Annotated in this window: 14 protein-coding genes; 5 read left to right on the forward strand and 9 right to left on the reverse strand. The window is 41.7% G+C overall.

Annotated elements, in window-relative coordinates:
* Positions 1-81: 81 nt before the first annotated feature.
* From AC3E9F_RS06685 to AC3E9F_RS06700, 4 genes are all read left to right on the forward strand, one after another.
* Positions 82-408, forward strand: a complete 327-nt coding sequence (locus tag AC3E9F_RS06685; RefSeq protein ID WP_263394164.1) for a PadR family transcriptional regulator — start codon at positions 82-84, stop codon at positions 406-408.
* Positions 395-988 carry a DUF1700 domain-containing protein gene (locus AC3E9F_RS06690; RefSeq protein ID WP_006151044.1) on the forward strand — a complete coding sequence of 198 codons (594 nt, stop codon included), beginning with the start codon at positions 395-397 and terminating at the stop codon, positions 986-988. The genes AC3E9F_RS06685 and AC3E9F_RS06690 overlap by 14 nt, the downstream gene beginning before the upstream one ends.
* Entirely contained in the window at positions 981-1,889 is a 909-nt protein-coding gene (locus AC3E9F_RS06695) for a DUF4097 domain-containing protein (protein WP_263394165.1), read from the forward strand. The genes AC3E9F_RS06690 and AC3E9F_RS06695 overlap by 8 nt, the downstream gene beginning before the upstream one ends.
* Positions 1,890-1,976: 87 nt before the next feature.
* Positions 1,977-2,990: a DUF6574 domain-containing protein gene (locus AC3E9F_RS06700; RefSeq protein ID WP_263394166.1), complete on the forward strand. Its 1,014-nt coding sequence runs from the start codon at positions 1,977-1,979 to the stop codon at positions 2,988-2,990.
* 104 nt (positions 2,991-3,094) lie between these two features.
* On the opposite strand, the gene AC3E9F_RS06705 is transcribed toward AC3E9F_RS06700, so the two are convergent.
* The 9 genes from AC3E9F_RS06705 to AC3E9F_RS06745 all read right to left on the reverse strand — a co-directional run bounded on the left by AC3E9F_RS06705 (position 3,095) and on the right by AC3E9F_RS06745 (position 15,978).
* Positions 3,095-3,955: a DUF4299 domain-containing protein gene (locus tag AC3E9F_RS06705; protein WP_263394167.1), complete on the reverse strand. Its 861-nt coding sequence runs from the start codon at positions 3,953-3,955 to the stop codon at positions 3,095-3,097.
* Positions 3,956-4,078: 123 nt separating this feature from the next.
* Positions 4,079-5,065 carry an oxygen-dependent tRNA uridine(34) hydroxylase TrhO gene (trhO, locus tag AC3E9F_RS06710; RefSeq protein WP_263394168.1) on the reverse strand — a complete coding sequence of 329 codons (987 nt, stop codon included), beginning with the start codon at positions 5,063-5,065 and terminating at the stop codon, positions 4,079-4,081.
* Positions 5,066-5,354: 289 nt separating this feature from the next.
* On the reverse strand, positions 5,355-6,839 hold the full coding sequence (locus AC3E9F_RS06715) for an ABC transporter substrate-binding protein (RefSeq protein ID WP_263394169.1): 1,485 nt from the start codon (positions 6,837-6,839) through the stop codon (positions 5,355-5,357).
* A 106-nt stretch (positions 6,840-6,945) separates the two neighbouring features.
* Positions 6,946-7,866 carry a carbohydrate ABC transporter permease gene (locus AC3E9F_RS06720; protein ID WP_263394170.1) on the reverse strand — a complete coding sequence of 307 codons (921 nt, stop codon included), beginning with the start codon at positions 7,864-7,866 and terminating at the stop codon, positions 6,946-6,948.
* A gap of 13 nt (positions 7,867-7,879) precedes the next feature.
* On the reverse strand, positions 7,880-8,809 hold the full coding sequence (locus AC3E9F_RS06725; protein ID WP_263394171.1) for an ABC transporter permease: 930 nt from the start codon (positions 8,807-8,809) through the stop codon (positions 7,880-7,882).
* Positions 8,810-9,019: 210 nt separating this feature from the next.
* Positions 9,020-10,900 carry a beta-N-acetylhexosaminidase gene (locus AC3E9F_RS06730; RefSeq protein ID WP_490672946.1) on the reverse strand — a complete coding sequence of 627 codons (1,881 nt, stop codon included), beginning with the start codon at positions 10,898-10,900 and terminating at the stop codon, positions 9,020-9,022.
* Positions 10,894-11,763 (reverse strand): ROK family protein, encoded by an 870-nt coding sequence (locus tag AC3E9F_RS06735; RefSeq protein WP_490672947.1) that lies wholly within the window; start codon positions 11,761-11,763, stop codon positions 10,894-10,896. The genes AC3E9F_RS06730 and AC3E9F_RS06735 overlap by 7 nt, the downstream gene beginning before the upstream one ends.
* An 84-nt stretch (positions 11,764-11,847) precedes the next feature.
* Complete coding sequence (locus AC3E9F_RS06740; protein ID WP_263394174.1) at positions 11,848-14,493, reverse strand: alpha-mannosidase; 2,646 nt, start codon at positions 14,491-14,493, stop codon at positions 11,848-11,850.
* 204 nt (positions 14,494-14,697) lie between these two features.
* The gene (locus AC3E9F_RS06745; RefSeq protein ID WP_263394175.1) at positions 14,698-15,978 is read right to left on the reverse strand and encodes a glycoside hydrolase family 125 protein; all 1,281 of its coding nucleotides are present in this window, start codon (positions 15,976-15,978) and stop codon (positions 14,698-14,700) included.
* 170 nt (positions 15,979-16,148) lie between these two features.
* Between AC3E9F_RS06745 and AC3E9F_RS06750 the strand changes: the two genes are divergently transcribed.
* On the forward strand, positions 16,149-18,233 hold the full coding sequence (locus tag AC3E9F_RS06750; RefSeq protein ID WP_263394176.1) for a GH92 family glycosyl hydrolase: 2,085 nt from the start codon (positions 16,149-16,151) through the stop codon (positions 18,231-18,233).
* Positions 18,234-18,258 lie beyond the last annotated feature (25 nt).

Genomic DNA, 18,258 nt, shown 5'->3' on the forward strand with positions numbered 1-18,258 from the left:
ACAGGGCTTACATTTAGATGTATGATGTATGTGTAGAATAATTATATATAGAATTTTTATATACTAAAAAGGAGGTGCCCCATGTATTTTCCGACATCAGCGGCTTTGATTGAATTTCTCATCTTGGCCATTCTAGAACAAGGGGATTCCTATGGTTATGAAATTAGCCAAACCATTAAACTCATTGCCAAAATCAAGGAATCTACCCTCTACCCCATCTTGAAAAAACTGGAAACCAACCGCTATCTAACTACATACTCTCGCGAATACCAAGGTCGGATGCGGAAGTACTACTCCTTAACAGAGATTGGGGAGGAGCAACTATTTGTACTCAGAGAAGAGTGGACACTCTACACTGACACTATCAACGGCATCATAGAAGGGAGCATTCGCCATGACAAGAACTGAATATTTGAATCAGCTTGAAGCCTATCTGATGAAGCTTCCTCAATCTGATCGCATCGAAGCCATGGACTACTTCAAAGAACTCTTTGATGATGCTGGTCCTGAAGGCGAGGAAGACCTAATAGCTAGCCTGGGAAGTCCAAAAGAAGCTGCCCATGATGTCCTGACTACACTTCTTGATAAAAAAATCAACGAAGAAAATTCCAATAAGAACAACCGTCAGGTTTTACAAATCGCAATCATCGCACTTCTGGCTGCACCTATTGGGATTCCAGTCGGGATTGGTCTTCTCATGGCTATCATCGGGATTTTTATCGCTGCGGTTAGTGTACTTTTAGCCTTCTTTGCTGTATCAGCAGCTGGACTAATCCTAGGAGGCGTTCTCCTATTTGAAAGCTTCTACGTCCTGGCTGAATCTACATCTGCTTTTGTGCTGATTTTTGGTGGAGGTTTACTAGCTATCGGGGCTTCGTCTCTAGTCTTACTAGCGACTTCCTATGTAGCACGTTTCTTTGGATTACTAATCCTTCGACTTATTCAGTGGATTCTTAATAGAGGAAAGAGAGGTGAAAGTCATGCGTAAATTAACAAAAGGATTTCTTATCTTTGGTGTTGTTACTAGTATCATCGGTTTTGCCATGATAATCATCGGCATCCAAACCGATGGTGTCAGAAGCCTCCTTGCAATGTCTCAAAATCCAGTCTTTGAAAGCCGAATGGAAGAGCTCGTTTTTGATCAAGATATTGAAAATCTTAACATGTCACTGACAGAACATTCGTTAGTCATTAGAGAATCTAGCGATGACAAGATTCACCTTCAGTATCACCCGACCATCTCTGAAAAAGAAAACCTCCAGCATTCTATCAAAGAAAAAACTCTTGAGATTTCTGACACCAAGTCAACGACACGTCGTTCTGTAGGTTCTAGTATCGAAGGTATCCTCTTTATCGCAAGCGGAATTTCCAGCCGCAATGATGAGGTCGTTCTATCGTTGCCAAAAGGAAGAGAATTAAAAGATCTAACCGCCCAGGTCGACCACGGTGTCCTTTCGATTGCCGATGTAAAACTCAGCAATGCCAAGATTCAGTCAAATGGCTATCTTCTTCGTATCACTAATAGCGAGATCAAAAATAGCCAGCTGACTACAACTGGAATTGTCAATGTATTTGGAATCAGTCTAACAGATAGCCGTATCCAAGCAGAACATCAACATATCTCTGCTGACGACATCCAAGTCCACGGTAAGGTAGAATTCGAGGCAAGAAAAGATATCTCACTCGAGTTATCTCAAAAGGAACTTGATCGAATCAATGTTGAGTTTTCTGCTGAACATGGTGATATCTATCGTTGGCATCGAGACAGACGTGACATACCTACGGGAGGTAGTAAAGGTGAAGCATTAGCGAACCCCTACAAAACAGAAAAAAAAGATACGCAAGATCTCCTCGTCGCAAAATCGAATCAAAGTATCTATTTCCCATAATAAGATCGCATGCTTTCTTATAGAAATCATGAATAAAGATAACTAGTAGTTACTACTCAAAAATTAATCAAAAAAGGGAGGTCTATTATGACTCAAGAATGGTTTGAAAGTGCTGATTTCGAGAAAACAGCCAACAATGAGAAAAAAGAACATCCATCTGACCTAGTCATTCCTCAAGAAGAGTTAAAAGAAAAAGAAGAGTTGCCAGTGGTTGAAGAAAGTCTTCAAGTCAACCCTGAAGAACAAGAAGCTGACCTAGAAAAAGTAGAGAATGACGAACACGCAGAACTCGTGGAAAATACAGAAAAGATAGATAAGTCAGAAGAACCTGTAGAGACTGAAGAACAAGAAGAACTGGCAACAAAGACAGACCAAGCAGAAAAACCAGTTAAGGAAGCACCTCAGCCTAGCAAATCTTTGGAAAGTCCATTTGTCCCAGACCCTGTCCCTACAAAAACTGCAATCTTCAAAGAAGAATTGGCTGATTTTTGGGGCTGGTTACAAGGTGCTCTGAAAGAACCAACAGCAAGCATTGATACAGATAAAAAACATAGTTATAACGCCTTTACGCTACTAACTATCTTTTCTGCCACAAGTTTCCTCTTTACAGTTTATCACGCCAAACAAGGCTACTATGGTCGTATGGCAAGCATCGATACTCACTTCATGGAACAATTCCCGTCTCTCAATCTCTTCTCGGTCTTCTCCATCCTAGTAGCGACAAGTCTCTTCTTCTTTTCAATCCTCATGGGTGGATTTGTAGTCAAACGCTTTGTCGACCAGGACAGTGACTGGACACTAGAAAAAACCTTGCAAGAATACAGCAGGCTCTTCGCCCTTCCTATCCTGCTCACGGGTATTGCGAGTTTCTTTGCCTTCTTTAATAGTCTACGTTTTGCAGCTCTTCTCTGCCTCATTAGCATTGGTCTGACTATCTTGGCCAATCTCTACATCATCTCAAGACCTAGCAAGGATAGTCAAACTGATCCCTTCTATCGCCTTCTCTTAGCTTTCCTAGTCAACGGTGGTGTTCTATTTCTCTTCTTCCTAGCAGAAATGGCACTTGTTTTCGACTATCTTCGAATCCTTGCTTTTATGTAAGATAAAAACCTGTCACTCTGACAGGTTTTTTTGTGTACACAAAAAGCAGATCAAACGATCTGCCTTTTCACATTATTTAAAACCAATATCTTTCATTTATGCCTCTAGTTACCTTTTACTAAGTTCTCAAAATCTTCACCTAAAACAGGGCCTACTTCTACTTGGTTAGCATCTAAGTCCTGATAAAGTTCTTTTGGCAAAGCTCCTAAAAACGCTTGATAATCCAGTCTAGCTACTGCTTCATAGTCTTCTGGTTTTGAACCATCTCCAGAGATTTTTACCAAATCAATCTCCCAAACAAGCTCCTTGCCAACTAATTGCTCCACGTAAGGAGCAGGAATCACCGGTTCTTTTGGCAAAATGGTTTTTACTCCCTGAGCTAGGTGATAGACCCCATGAACCTTACCTTCACCATCTGGATAGAATTTAGCACTGGAAGGATATGCATCTGATTCTTGAACCCTCTTAACTAACTCTTCAAAACGTGCCACTCCATCTTCTTCTAGAAAGCTTTCTAAGTCCTTCTTATCAAAGTAAACAGGTGAAAGAATTCCTTGGCAGAAACCTAAACGAGCAGCTTTATCAGCTAGATAGTTTTTAACAGTTTCTTGGAAATAGTCTTCCAAATCAAAGTCTGCCAAGCCTTCAACTGCTTCACCAACCTTGCTAGACAAAGCACGCAAGAGCCCTTCTACAATTTCCCAGTCAGCTCTTGTAATCAAGTCAGGAATGATTACTTGATAGCCTTTTTGAGCATCTAGATATCGAACTTTAAAGAGAAATTGAGACTTACCTACGATCCCACACTCGATATACTCAAGGCGATTGAGAGGTTGACGGAGGTAAACTGCATCATAACTATGTGACTCTAAGCCTTCTACTAGGGCCAAAACTGACTTAGCTGTTAAAATCTCCTGTTGTCCTAAAATACTTTGTTTATTTGGAATAAAAAATGTTTTAACCATAATGGTCTCCTTTGAAATCGTTTACATATAGTATACACCATTTTCCTGAAAGATGCAGAAACAAATTTAAGATTTTTTAGTCAAAAGCATAGAAAAACAGCCCTTTAGGACTGTTAATGTTTATTATACAACTTCTGAATGATCTAGGCTCTCACCAATTTTTGCTAAACGCTCGATAACTTGATCTTGTGTCAATTCATGCTCTAAAACATAGCGATTACGTGGGTGAACACGACACTCGTGTGAGCAACCACGAAGATATTTGTCTTCGTTGTCTTCTGATGTCAAGATACGGCGGTTACAGAAAGGATTTCCACAGTTGACATAGCGTTCACATGGTGTTCCATCAAACCAGTCTTTCCCTACGATAGTTGGATTGACATGGTTGACATCGACTGCAATACGCTCGTCAAACACGTACATTTTCCCATCCCAAAGTTCCCCTTGAACTTCTGGGTCTTTACCGTAAGTCGCGATACCACCGTGTAATTGGCCGACATCTTTGTAGCCTTCACGAACCATCCAACCAGAGAATTTCTCGCAGCGGACTCCACCAGTACAGTATACCACGACACGTTTGTCCATGAATTTTTCCTTGTTATCACGGACCCATTGTGGCAATTCACGGAAGTTGCGGATATCCGGACGGATAGCTCCACGGAAGTGCCCCAGGTCATACTCATAGTCATTACGCGTATCAAGGACAACTGTATCTTCATCTAGAAGGGCTTCTTTAAATTCTTTTGGTGACAAGTAAGCACCTGTTGTTTCAAGAGGATTGATGTCATTATCAAAGTTATCATCCTCTAAACCAAGGTGGACAATTTCCTTTTTATAGCGAACAAACATCTTTTTGAAGGCTTGCTCACTTTCTTCGTCAATCTTGAACCAGAGGTCTTCCATACCTGGAAGGCTGTGAACGTAGTCCATGTATTTTTGCGTTGTTTCGTAGTCACCAGAAACGGTTCCGTTGATCCCTTCGTCAGCCACTAGGATACGCCCCTTGAGCCCGATAGACTTACAGAAAGCCAAGTGGTCTGCAGCAAATTGTTCCGCGTTTTCGATGGGAACATATTTATAGTAAAGTAAAACTCGAATATCTTTTGACATTTGCTTCTCTTTTCTAAGATTAAATTATCAGAATTTTTTATTCAACTATAACAGTATAACCCCTCAAGAAAGCGAATGCAATTTATTTGACCGAAAATTGAAAACAAGACCCAATTTCAGATCTTTTTTCAGCTGTGACGGTGTCCAATCTTATATGGCAGAGCAAATATCTAGATACAAATACAGATAATTATATGTATTGACCAAAAAAATCACCACCCCGTCTGGAAAAATCCAGATAAGGCAGTGATTGCAATTTTTAGGAATGAATACACGAAATCAATTATTCTTATGATTTTTTGCTTTTCAAGAATTCGTCGTATTGTTTTTGCATTTCATCCAATACTTTTTGGTAAGCACCTTCAGATTTAAGTTTTTCCATCAATTCTGGAATAGCTTTTTCTGGGTCTACAGTACCAGTGTTGATAGCTGTATCGAATTGTTGCATAGTGTTAGTGATAGCTGAGATTTCAGATTTCACGTTGTCAGTGTTGAAGATGAATCCAAGCGCTGGAGATTCTTTTGCAGTTTCCAAATCTTTCTTAGATTGTGCAATTTGTTCATCTGTTACGTTTTCGTTGATGTAAAGGATCCAGTTGTTACCAGTGTTCCATCCTGACATGTGAGTGTTTCCTTTGTATCCGTCAAGGACTTTAACACGGTTTTCTTTACCTTCAACTTTTTCCCAGTTCTTGCCTTCTGGACCGTAAACAAGACCGTTCAAGAGTTCTGGGTTAGTGTTCAAGAGGTTCAACACTTCCATTGCTTTTTCTTTGTTCTTAGAGTTGTTTGAGATTACAAAGTTAGCAACTTGAGTTGTTTGGTTTTTCTTGATGAAGTTAGTAAATGGTTTGATTTTGATGTCTCTGTTAGCAACACGAGAAAGCAAGCTGCTACCGTAGTCAGCTGGTCCTACTGTTTCTTCGCGAACAAGCCAAGTATCTTGAGTAAGGTCATATGAAGTATCACTAGTTGCTACGTCTTTTGGAATGTATCCTGCTTCATAGTATTTGTGCATAGTCTTCAAGTGTTCTACGAAACGAGGAACTTCGTAACGGTTTACGATCTTAGTAGTGTCGCCTTCAAGGTCGATGACGAATGGAAGACCATTTGCAACTGGGTAGTCAAAGTTTTCTGATGGGATAAAGTTTTTACCAACAGCGAATGGCATTACATCTGGAGCTTTTTCTTTGATTTGTTTCAATACTGGTTCAAGTGTTTCGTATGAAGTTACACCTGAGATATCGATTCCGTATTTTTCAAGAAGTGGACCGTTGAAAGCAAAGTTTTGTGAAGATGCAACGTTGGCTGCAACTGGAACTGCATAGATTTTACCGTTTACAGTGTTACCTTTGATGTAAGCTGGGTCAAGTGCTTTGTAAAGGTCAGCTCCTTCTTTCTTGTACAATTCTGTCAAGTCAGCATAAGCACCTTTTTGAGCGTTTACAACGTAGTTATCTGCAAATGCGATATCATAGTTTTCACCTGATGAAGTGATAACTGACATTTTCTTACCGTAGTCACCCCATCCAAGGTATTGGATATCTAATTTAGCACCAACTTTTTCTCCGATGATTTTGTTTGCATTTTCTAGCAATTCATCCAAGTTATCTGGTTTGTCACCGATTTGGTACATTTTGATAACAGTTTTGTCACCTGAAGCTGAGTCAGCAGCTTTTTGGTTGTTACCTTTAAGGTTTCCACAAGCAGCGAGGCTAGCAGCTAAAGCTACAAGGCTAGCAGATGCAAAAGCATATTTTTTCCAGTTTTTCATGATAAAAACTCCTTTTTTTATTTTTAAATTTAAAACAATTTTAGTGATCTACTTTTCAACAAAGAAAAGTTAGATAGGGTAGAGAAAGCTTGTTTCTCAGCGTCTCTTATTCTTTAACACCACCGATAGTTAAACCTTTTACAAAGTAGCGTTGGAAGAATGGATAGAGAATCGCAATTGGAACAGTCGCAACTACGACCATGGCCATACGACCTGTTTCTTTTGGTAGGGCAACCGCAAGTTGTCCTGACATACCAACTGACTTAGCAATATAATCCATGTTGTTTTGAATTTGCATGAGCAAATATTGCAATGGATACAAGTTGTCACTCTTGATGTAAAGTAGGGCATTAAACCAGTCATTCCAGAACCCAAGCGCTGTCAAAAGTGTGATAGTCGCAATCCCTGGAAGAGAGAGTGGTAAACAGATTTGGAAGAAGATCCGCGCCTCGCTAGCTCCATCGATACGAGCTGATTCGAGGATTGCTTCTGGGATGGTTTTCTTGAAGAAAGACCGCATCAACATGATGTTGAATGGTGATAGAAGCATCGGAACAATCAAGGCCCAAATAGTATCACCCAAGTGAAGTAACTGAGTTACCACGATATAGCCTGGTACCAAACCAGCATTGAACAACATACTAAGAAGAGCGAAGATTGTAAAGAATTTGCGATACTTAAATGTTGAACGTGAGATGGCATAAGCGTAGGTTGTTGTGATGAATACGTTTGTCAACGTACCTACAACTGTCACAAAACCTGAGATAAAGAGCGCTTGTAGAATCTTGTCCTTGAACTGAGCCAAGAACTGGAATCCATCTACACCAAACTTCGATGGGAAGAAGCTATATCCATATTGAACAATACTTTTTTCGTCTGTAATTGAGATAATGATTACGAAGATGAAAGGCAAGATACAAGAGAAGGCCAGCAAACCAGATATGATACTAAAGAAGATATCTGCTTTTTTGCTGAAGGAGTGTATGCCAACATTATCAATTTTTTCTTTTTGAATTTTTTTTGCCATATGCTCCTCCTTTCTAGAATAGTGCTGAGTTAGGATCAACACGTCTTGCAAGTAAGTTTGATAGGACAACGAGAATCAAACCGACGACTGACTGATAGAGACCGGCTGCTGACGCCATACCGATATCTGCTGTTTGGGTCAATCCGTTAAAGACATAAACGTCCAATACGTTTGTTACACTATAGAGCTGACCAGCGTTGTGAGGGATTTGGTAGAAAAGACCGAAGTCTGCACGGAAGATGTTTCCGACTGCAAGGATAGTCAATACTGTCACAAGCGGTGTCAACTGAGGAATAGTTACGTTACGGATACGTTGCCATTTGCTAGCACCATCCACTGTCGCTGCTTCGTAGTAAGTTGGGTCAATACCCATGATAGTTGCGTAGTACATAACACTACTATATCCAAAGCCTTTCCAGATACCTAGGAAGAGGAGGAGGTAAGGCCAAATACTTACATCAGCGTAGAAGTTAATACCCTTCATTCCAAGAGCTTCTAAGGTGTGGTTGATAAGCCCTTTATCGATGTTTAGGAAAGCATCTGTAAAGAAACTGATGATAACCCAAGATAGGAAGTAAGGGAACAACATAGATGTTTGGTAGATTTTAACCATTTGCTTAGAGCGAAGTTCACTAAGGATAATGGCGATACCAACTGACACAACCAAACCGAGAAAGATAAATCCAAGGTTGTAAAGTACAGTGTTTCGAGTGATGACAAAGGCATCTTTGGAACTAAACAAGAATTTAAAGTTATCTAGTCCGACCCATCTACTGTTTATAATACTGTGGACGAATCCTTCACCAGTCATATGGTAGTCTTTGAAGGCAACCACATTCCCAAAAACTGGAATGTAGAAGAATAAAATCAACCAAATTGTTCCTGGTAGAACCATTAAGAGAAAAATCCAATTATCTCTTAAAGTTTTTGAAAACTTGTTCATAATTTCCTCCCTTTTTATTTTCTAAAACTTCATAATCTCACATTTTTTAGACTTGATAACGTTTACAAAAATAGTATACTCTTATTTTTAGGACAGTTTAAACTACAAATTATAGAAAAAACTCCACAAATTATTTTATGTGGAGAACTTTTTTATATAAGAAGTGTGTTTCACGAGAAACATCTTGCTTCATGCAGGGTGTTCTAATCTTTATGTCGTATAAATGGTTGAAGCTGTTGCAATGGTATGCCACTGGTTAGCTGTTGTGGCTGCGAAATCCTTATCTGCGTAGAAGTCAGTAAATGGAAGAATTTCGACTTCTAATTCTTCGATGCGGTCAATTTGACCAGCCAAATAAGCCTCGATACGGCTTTCTGCACGCTTGATCCGTTGTAAGAGTCCACCCATACGGATATCCACGGTATCCAAGCCAAAGACCTTGTTTTCTTTCAACCATTGCTGGCTAAAGAGTTTGTGGAAGTTTTCAATCTCACTTCTGAGTTTTGGCAATTCTTCTCTGGCGATTTGTTTCAAGCTGTCTTTATCATCTACTTGATAGGCTTGACGAATGCGTCGTCCTACATCCACTTTTTTGCTTAAAATAGCATTTAACTGGGCCTGAGTTTCAAAGAGATAGGCGTAGATACCTGCTTTGTCTTTGATTTCTGAAAGAGTCTTCGCAGCATTCGCAAAGTGTGGTTTGTCCTGTTCAGGTGTCATGTGCTTATCAAGAATTGGGCAAAGAACATCTTGATAAAAGACATAGCGGTTGGGGTTAATCCCACTGAGATTTCCTGGTAGATCTGGTAAGAGGTTGGCCAGGTCAAGCTGCATAAAGTCCTCAACGGATAGACCTGTATTGGTCTTGAAATGGGCTGACAAACGCTCTAAATCGTTGCGGTAGCTGAGTTCTGCCCAGATTTGTAGGCTTGGCAGAATAGAGAACTGGGCTGTTTCACCACCATTATCTCCCCAACCCGTCACAATGACTTCTTTGATCTGATTAGCACGGCAGGCTTTATTGGCTTCGACTGCGATGAGACGGCTGAAATGGTTATGAGGCGTGAAACCAATCCACTTCCAAGCACCACCTGCAAAGGCGATATCCTGGCTAATTTTGTGGTGGTTGCGGAAGTTCCGGTTGTATTTTTCTTCGCTATCCTGATAGTAATCCCAGTAAACCAAAGTCACACGGTCTTTTAGACGGTCTAGATAAATGCGAGTTTCCTCTGGAATCTCCACATCACGGTCATACTGGCCATCTGCTGACATGAGCTTGAAGAACATATCGCTCCACATCTGGCAGTGGAAACCATACTTGTCTGCAATATCCAGCACGCGCTCCAAGTGTTGGCACATAAGAAGACTACGGTCAACAACGCCGTTCAGGATGAGGTAGCGTCCCAAACCAACCAAGTGGGCTTCGTCCATTCCGATATTGACCTTGCGAGTTTGTAGTTTAGACAGGGTCGCAAACATGCCGTCAATCAGGTCATAAACCTTTTCTTCTCCGATAAGGAGAATGTCCTCAACATCACGGAGTTGCTGGACTTCTTTGACACCCCATTTAACAAAGGCTGACAAGTGAGCCAAGGTCTGAATACAAGGAACAAAAGTCATATCCAACTGTTGGGCGTAGGCTTCAATTTCCTGTAACTCTTCAGCTGAGTATGCTCCGCGGAAATAGCCAAAGTAAGGTTGTCCTTCGATTTGATAGGTATCTTCCATGTAGAGTTCAAAAGTTGAGTAGCCCATGAGAGCTAAGACCTCAATCATCTGCTTGGCAGATGCAACATTCAAAACAGCGTTTCGGGAACAATCTGCCATGTAGGCTAATTCTTCATAGGCTGCCTGCTCTTCAATCTCTACCTTATCACCTTCTGCTAAAGCTGTTGCTAGAACGGATACGGCGCGGTAGAGTTGGTGAGGTTTGTCATAAGTCAATTGATAGTTTCCACTCTCACCCTTGATAGAGATAGAGGCTTGATCAGACTGAGCGACTGCCACTTCTACATCTGGTAGGGAAATGTGATTTTTTAATACTTCAATAGCTTGTGCTTGTTTGGAACTAAGTCCTGTAAAAATTACCATTGGTTCTCCTCCTGTAACCAGTTGACAAGGGCACCGTAGAGATTGGCATCTGCCTGATAGGTGCAGGCTTGGATGACTGGCGCAATTGTATACTCTTCATATCTTTCCACAAAGACGTCTACCGCTTTTTGCACCCCTTTGATAAAATCTGGGTTCTGACTGATAGAGCCACCTAGGCTAATGACATCTGGGTCGATTAGATACTGGATATTGAGTAATCCTTGAGCAAGATTACGATTCATCCGCTCAATGGCTTCTTGGCAAAGGGCATTGCCTGCTGCAGCCTCTTGGTAAACCTTTCGGCCATCCCAGTCAGTCTGACCAGATTGCTCAATCACGTACCGAACCATGTTTCCTGTAGAAGCTAGTTGTGACCAGTTATTGAGGTTTTCTGCTGGTTCGATAGTTGTCATGTAACCAAACTCTCCACCCAAGCCATGGCGACCACGGTGAATTTTGCCATTGATAATCATGGCTCCACCGATCCCTGTACCAATCACGACGCAGGCTGCATTTTCAATCTCAGGATGAGCCAGCAGTTCACTGAGTCCAACACAGTTAGCATCATTTTCTAGATGGACAGGGAGTTGGTGATGAGCAAGGGCCTGGTACCATGAAAATCCATGAATGTAAGGAATGGCACTAATCCCCTCAATCACTCCTGTTTCTTGATTAACAGCCCCTGGCACACTCATGGCAATCCCACGGTAGCCACGTTCTGACAATCGCTTGTTCAACCAAGCCAACAAATCTTCTAGAGTTTCTGGAGTTGGGGTGCTGGCCTTATCTAAAATCTTTCCATCAGGAGTGAGACTAGCAAACTTAATCCCAGTCCCTCCGATATCAATCGTTGCAATGGTCATTGCTTTTACCTGCAAAAAGGAGCGAGTCCGCAGTTGGTTCTTACTTCTTCGCTCCTCCTTTCTGTTTCTGTTTACTATTTGAAATTAAATTTCTTCTTTTTGAATGAATTCTGTGCGAATTTCCTGTGGTGCCAATAGTCCTGAATGAACTGGGTATGGGCGTTCCAGCAAGTCAAGAATGGCTTGTTGTTTTTCAGAAACGCGAACATTTTCTTGACTCATATTGTAGTAACGAAGGACATAACCTTCTTCATTCTCAGCCACCTTAAATGCCGTTGGGCAGACTTGTGGTAAGTTCAGTGCCGCATGGTTAAAGAGGCTACCCGTTGCGGCAACACTACCCTCTTGTTTTGCGACTTGAAGAGCTGTAAATGGCACCTGGAAGGCTTTGGCGCGACGGAAAGCTGAGAAGCGTTCGCCTGCTTGGTGGAACTCTACTGCAAACTCAACTTCGATATCACGCAAACACTGAGCTTCCGGTGTTGGGAAGTAGCCCCAGTCACCGAGTTCGCCTGAAGCACGAAGAAGAGTTACAGCCATAGTGTCATCTCCAAGGATTTCATACTCGTGCAATCCTTTATTGGATACGGTCACTCCTTTGACATCATCATACAAGCTGACAAAGGCTTGTTGGTGTTGTGGATTTTCAGGATTTTCCCAAGAAGCTGCTGGTTTATTTGGTCTTGTCACAACTTCATAGATGCTTTCAGAATCATTGCTTGGACGAGTGTTGTGAGTTTTCACCAAGAGACGAATTCGGTGATCCTTTGCAGTATTGGTAAAACGAGTTTTAAAACGAATCTGTGGATTATCCACAAAGATGGTCATCTCAGTTTCAAGAGGAATGGTTGTCAACTCTTCTGAACGACCTGCATCTCGTTTCATGAACTCGATAATACCTCTTTGTTCAGCATCCAATTTTTCATCTGCACTGACTGGAATCGTCAAGTCATGTTTGAGCAATACCTTAGCATAGCGAGCATTGTTTTCTAAGACTTCGTATCCTTTCAATTTAGCATAGATTGGCTCAGTACCTTTTGGTTGGAAGTAAATATACTCGTTTCCGATATCTCCACGGTCTTCAAAGCGGATAAAGTCTTCGTAAGCTTCATTTGTAGTCTTGTCATAGACTGTGATTCCTTCATCTACACTCACAGTTACAAACGGTGTATCAATAACCCCATTTTGATAAATACCATCTCGGTATTCTACTTGGCCTTCAACCAATTGGAAACTAGCCCAAGAAAGTGGAGCAAGATGAACTGGGATTGTCACGCGCACTTGACGAGCGATATAAGGTTGACGGAACTTATCCTTTGGCAAAGTATAACCAAAACTTGCTCCCAAGTCTTCAATCTTCGCTTCAAGGACATGACCATCCAAATCTTCAACATGGTACTCTGGCAAGGTCACGGCTGCCATTTTCTTGTAGCCTTCTGTCGGATGCAATTCTTTGAAATCACAAGTGGCAACATCCACCACAACACTGACAGTATCAACCTTGTCATGTAAAGCTGTGTTAACAACGGTGAAGAGGTGATCGCTTTGCGCTTCGTGAGTTGCTATTTTGTGTTTCCACTCATTAAGAAGGTTGCTCTTGACAAAATTCCCGACTTGATTGACCTTAGCAAAACGAGTTTCCATTTCTCGGTGGACCTCGTCGATACTGCATCCACAGATACTATCGTGTGGCGCATTTTGCAAGAGGGTCTTCCAAGCATAGGTTAATTGATCCTTGTGGTTATGGCCACCAGTGATAATGGTCAAGGGTTCCACCACTTGCTCTAGCAAATTGCTGTTTTCTTGGAAGGCTTGTTTGAGGTAAATGCGGGATGAAGAAGTGTTGGCAAGAGTATACCAGCCATCTGTTTCCTGACTGGTCAACTCGCCTGTAACCGTTGATAGGTTTTCAGGAAGTGCACTTTCCACTGCTTGCACATATTCATCAAAGGAGCTATGAATAAAGGTCACGTCAGGGAAGAGTTCATTTGCCACACGAATGGCTTCACTAATATTTCTCTGTACAGGCTGGTGGTCACAGCCGTTCATCATCAACCATTGGTTGGTCGATGCATAGTCACGGACGTCTGCTAATTTTTGCTTCCAGAAAGTCAAAGCCTCGTCTTTATCCACTGGAATTTCATTCCCGTTACTGTACCAGTTAGCAAAAAGAATACCGAGTACACGGCTACCATCAGCTCCTTGCCAGTACATCTCTGAAAATTGAGAGGTAAATTGCTCATCTTCGAGGACTTGGTTGTCAAATCCGATTGGCTTCACACCGCGACCAAAGGCTGCTACGTGAATCCCTGATTTTTGAAGGATTTGAGGAGCCTGCCCCATATTTCCAAAGGTATCTGGGAAGTAGCCGATTTGAGTTGATTTGCCCCATTTAGCACATTCCGCTTGTCCAATCAAGGTATTGCGGACGTTCGCTTCACTGGAAATCAAGTAGTCATCCTGCAAGATATAGAAAGGACCAATCTTCAATTTGCCTTCGTCGATATAGCGCTGAACCTTGTCACGGTTTTCAGGGCGAATTTCTAAATAGTCATCAAGGACAATGGTTTGCCCATCTAGGTGGAAGCTCTTGAACTCAGGATCATTTTCAAAAAGATCAAAAAGATTGTCAAAAAGTTCCACCAATTGCATACGGTGACTTTCAAAAGGTAGATACCACTCACGATCCCAGTGACTGTGAGAGATAATATGTACAACAACATTTTCCATGAAGTAAAACCTCATTCTAAATTTAAATTTTTATTGTTAACGTTTTAAATGTAAATTTGTGATTCTTTCCAAGAATCAGTTGAGCGAAAACGTACTCCTTATACTCAATGAAAATCAAAGAGCAAACTAGGAAGCTAGCCGCAGGCTTTACTTGAGTACGGCAAGGTTAAGCTGACGTGGTTTGAATTTGATTTTCGAAGAGTATTAGCGAATATCTAGGTAATCCAAGACCAATTCGCAGAACATCATGTTGGCCCATGAGAACCATTCACGAGAGTAGAGAGTCGGATCATCTACGTGGAAGCTTTCATGCATAACACCTGTTCCGCCATCGCAGGCAACTAGTTGGTCTAGCAAGTATTTTTTCTCAGCTTTATCTGTAGCTGTTAAGCCTTGAATTGATAGGGCAATCGGCCAGATATAACGATAGAAGGTATGAGAGCTTCCGAGACCGCTAGCGTATTCTCCTTGGTAGAAGTATGGATTTTCAGGGCTGAGAATGGTGCGACGAGTTGCTTGATACACTTCGTCATTGACATCACAATAACCAAGATATGGAGCAGCTAACAAACTTGGTACGTTAGGGTCGTCCATGATGCTAGCATTTCCTAAACCGTCTACTTCAAAGGCATAGATCTTCTCGCCCTTGCTGTTAGTCGTGTAGGCGTAATTTTCGATCCCTTCTTGGATTTCAGCTTGCAGACGTTTAGCATCAGCAATGATGCTTTCACTATCAGCTAGATTCAATTCTGCAAAGATTTCCTGGACATAACCCAAGACAACCACTGCAAACATATTTGACGGAATCAAATAGCTATACTGACAGCAGTCATCACTTGGACGGAAGGCTGACCAAGTCATTCCTGTCACGGCAAAGTCAGGACCAAAGCCGTCATTTACCAAGGTATCTTCCTTACGATCGGTATCACGAACAAAGCGATAAGGTGAGTTCTTGTGGTCTTGTTCAACCGTCCAGAGATGAAGGATTTCCTTAGTCGCTGTAACAAAGGTTTCATCAAATTGGCTAGTTTCACCTGTTTCTTTCCACAGAAGATAAGCCAACTGCAAGGGATAGCAAAGTGAGTCTACTTCATACTTGCGCTCCCAAATCCAGCCATTCAAATCGGTGTAGTCGGTCTCGTGGTGCCCCTTCCAGTTCTCCTCAATATTGAAAGAGTTGGCATAAGGATCTTTGAGAATCAAGGTCATCTGTCGTTTGACCAAACCAGCAATGGTCTGACGCAAACGAGGGTCTCTTTTAGCCACATGGAGGTAAGGTCTCAGCTGAGCAGTTGAGTCACGAAGCCACATAGCTGGGATATCTCCAGTCAATACAAAAGTTGAGCCGTCGTCTAAGATTTCAACTGTATTGTCTAAAGTGTCTGTATAGCAACGTTCAAAAATATCTACCCATTCAGGATGATCTTTAGCACGCTCCGCTACTTGGTCCAACCATTCTCTAACGATTTCTTTAGAATAAACCATAAACTATTTTGCCTCTTTCAAACAGATTTTCATTTTCAGTATATAGCTTTTAGCCCAGAAAATATATACACAAATGATAGTCATTTTTCTACAAAATTGTTATATTTAAAACTCCTTTTCTAAAGGCTAAATTTTCTGATATAATGTAGAAAACGACTAAAGGATATTCTATGAAACCTATACTTGAAAGCATCGATACGCGTTTTGGAACAGCCAGTAAACATGCATTTTCACGAGGAAACACACTACCATATACTGGAGTGCCTTTTGGGATGAATTACTTTGTTCCACAAACCAGTGATCAGGAAGGATCTTGGTTTTTTGATCCCCATCTTCCCATATTTCAGGGCATTCGACTAACCCACCAGCCTAGTCCTTGGATTGGCGATTATTCTTGGTTGCTACTGACTCCTGTTGCAGGAGAAATTAGCGGCGACACGCTCTTCCATCGTCAGTCTTCCTATAACCTTGATCGTGCTATTTTCAATCCCCATTATCTCAGAATTTTTTCTGAGCGTTATCAGATTGAAACTCAGTTAACTCCTACATGCTATGGAGCTTCTATTCAACTAAGACAGATACAAGGAAAATCCCTATCCATCTATCTGCATGCGAATGATGATTTGACAGTGGATCAAGTGGATAAGCAAACTCTGAATCTTCGCCAAAGCGGATTAACCGAAACCAACAAAAGTTCTCTCGTCATGTTCACTGCCCTCGCATTTTCAGTAGAAATCTTATCTATCAAGCAAGAGGAACAGGACTGGCGGATTGATTTGGCTGGAGCGGAAGCTCAGGTTCAACTAGCGACTTCCTTTATTTCCAAAGAACAAGCTCTCTTTAATCTTCCTAAACAGAATTTTGAAGAGACAAAAACAAACGCCAAAGAAAGTTGGGAAGACCTTCTGGGCCGTTTTGATGTCGTGGAAACTGGACCAGTAGATCGAACATTTTTTGACCACTGTCTTTACAGACTCTTTCTTTTCCCGCAAACCTTCTATGAGGTGAATGAGCAGGACGAGAATATTCATATGGACCTTGCTTCAGGAACGATCAAGCCTGGTCTACTCTTCACCAACAATGGTTTTTGGGATACCTTCCGCACTTCATTCCCACTCTTTGCCTTGATTATTCCGGAATACTATCACCAATTTCTTGAGGGTTTCCTTAATAGCTACCGCGACACGGGCTATCTCCCTAAGTGGCTTGCTCCTGACGAACGAGGAATGATGCCTGGTACTTTGATTGATGGTGTACTAGCAGATAGTGCTTGCAAAGACATGGCGCCTGAGCTTGAAGAAGAATTTCTCAAAGCCATGATCGAAACTGCGACCAAGTCAGATCCAAAAGCCATCAACGGACGCCATGGCCTTTCTCAATACCAAGAAATCGGCTACTTATCCACAGATTATCATGAAAGTGTCAGTCACACACTAGACTATGCATACAGTGACTTTTGTATCTCTACTTGTGCAGCAAAATTAGGGCAAGAAGAGCTAGCCCAAACCTATGCCCACTATTCTAAGAATTATCAAAATCTATTTGACCCTGAGACAGGCTATATGAGGGCGCGTGATGTAGATGGAAACTTCCGTCCTGACTTTTCTCCTTATAGTTGGGGCCGTGACTACGCTGAGTGTTCAGCCGTTCAAGCCAGTCTGGGTGTCTTGCATGACATTTCTGGACTTAGCCAACTAATGGGTGGAAAAGAAGCTTTTAGCAACTATCTTTTGAAAGCTTGTCAAAGTCTCCCACTCTTTGAAACGACGGGCTATGGCTATGAAATCCATGAGATGAGTGAGATGGCAACAGCGCCATTTGGTCAACTAGCCATTTCAAACCAACCAAGTTTCCACATCCCTTATCTTTTCCGCTATAGTAATGTTCCCCAATATACCAGTCTTTTGATCAAGACTCTCCGTCAAAAGGCCTTTCGAGCTGGCTGGGATGCTTATCCAGGAGATGAGGATAATGGCAGTCTATCGGCTTGGTATGTGTGGTCTGCTCTCGGACTTTACCCAACTTGCCCAGGAAAAGCAAGTTATGACCTTGGAATTCCGTACTTTGACCACCTTCGTGTCTATCTAGCCCAAGAAGATAAATGGCTTGATATTCGTACTCAACAGAATCATGAACACTTCCACTTTGTCCAAAACTGTCTACTGGACGGGAAAGAAAAACAAAGCATCAGCCATCAGGAACTGCTCAATGCCAAGACTCTTGACTTTACCCTCAGCTGGTTACCGAAGCACTAATAGATCAAATCCCTTTGTCATGCAC

It is taken from the genome of Streptococcus sp. SCPM-O-B-15277 (M60) (genome assembly GCF_058200335.1).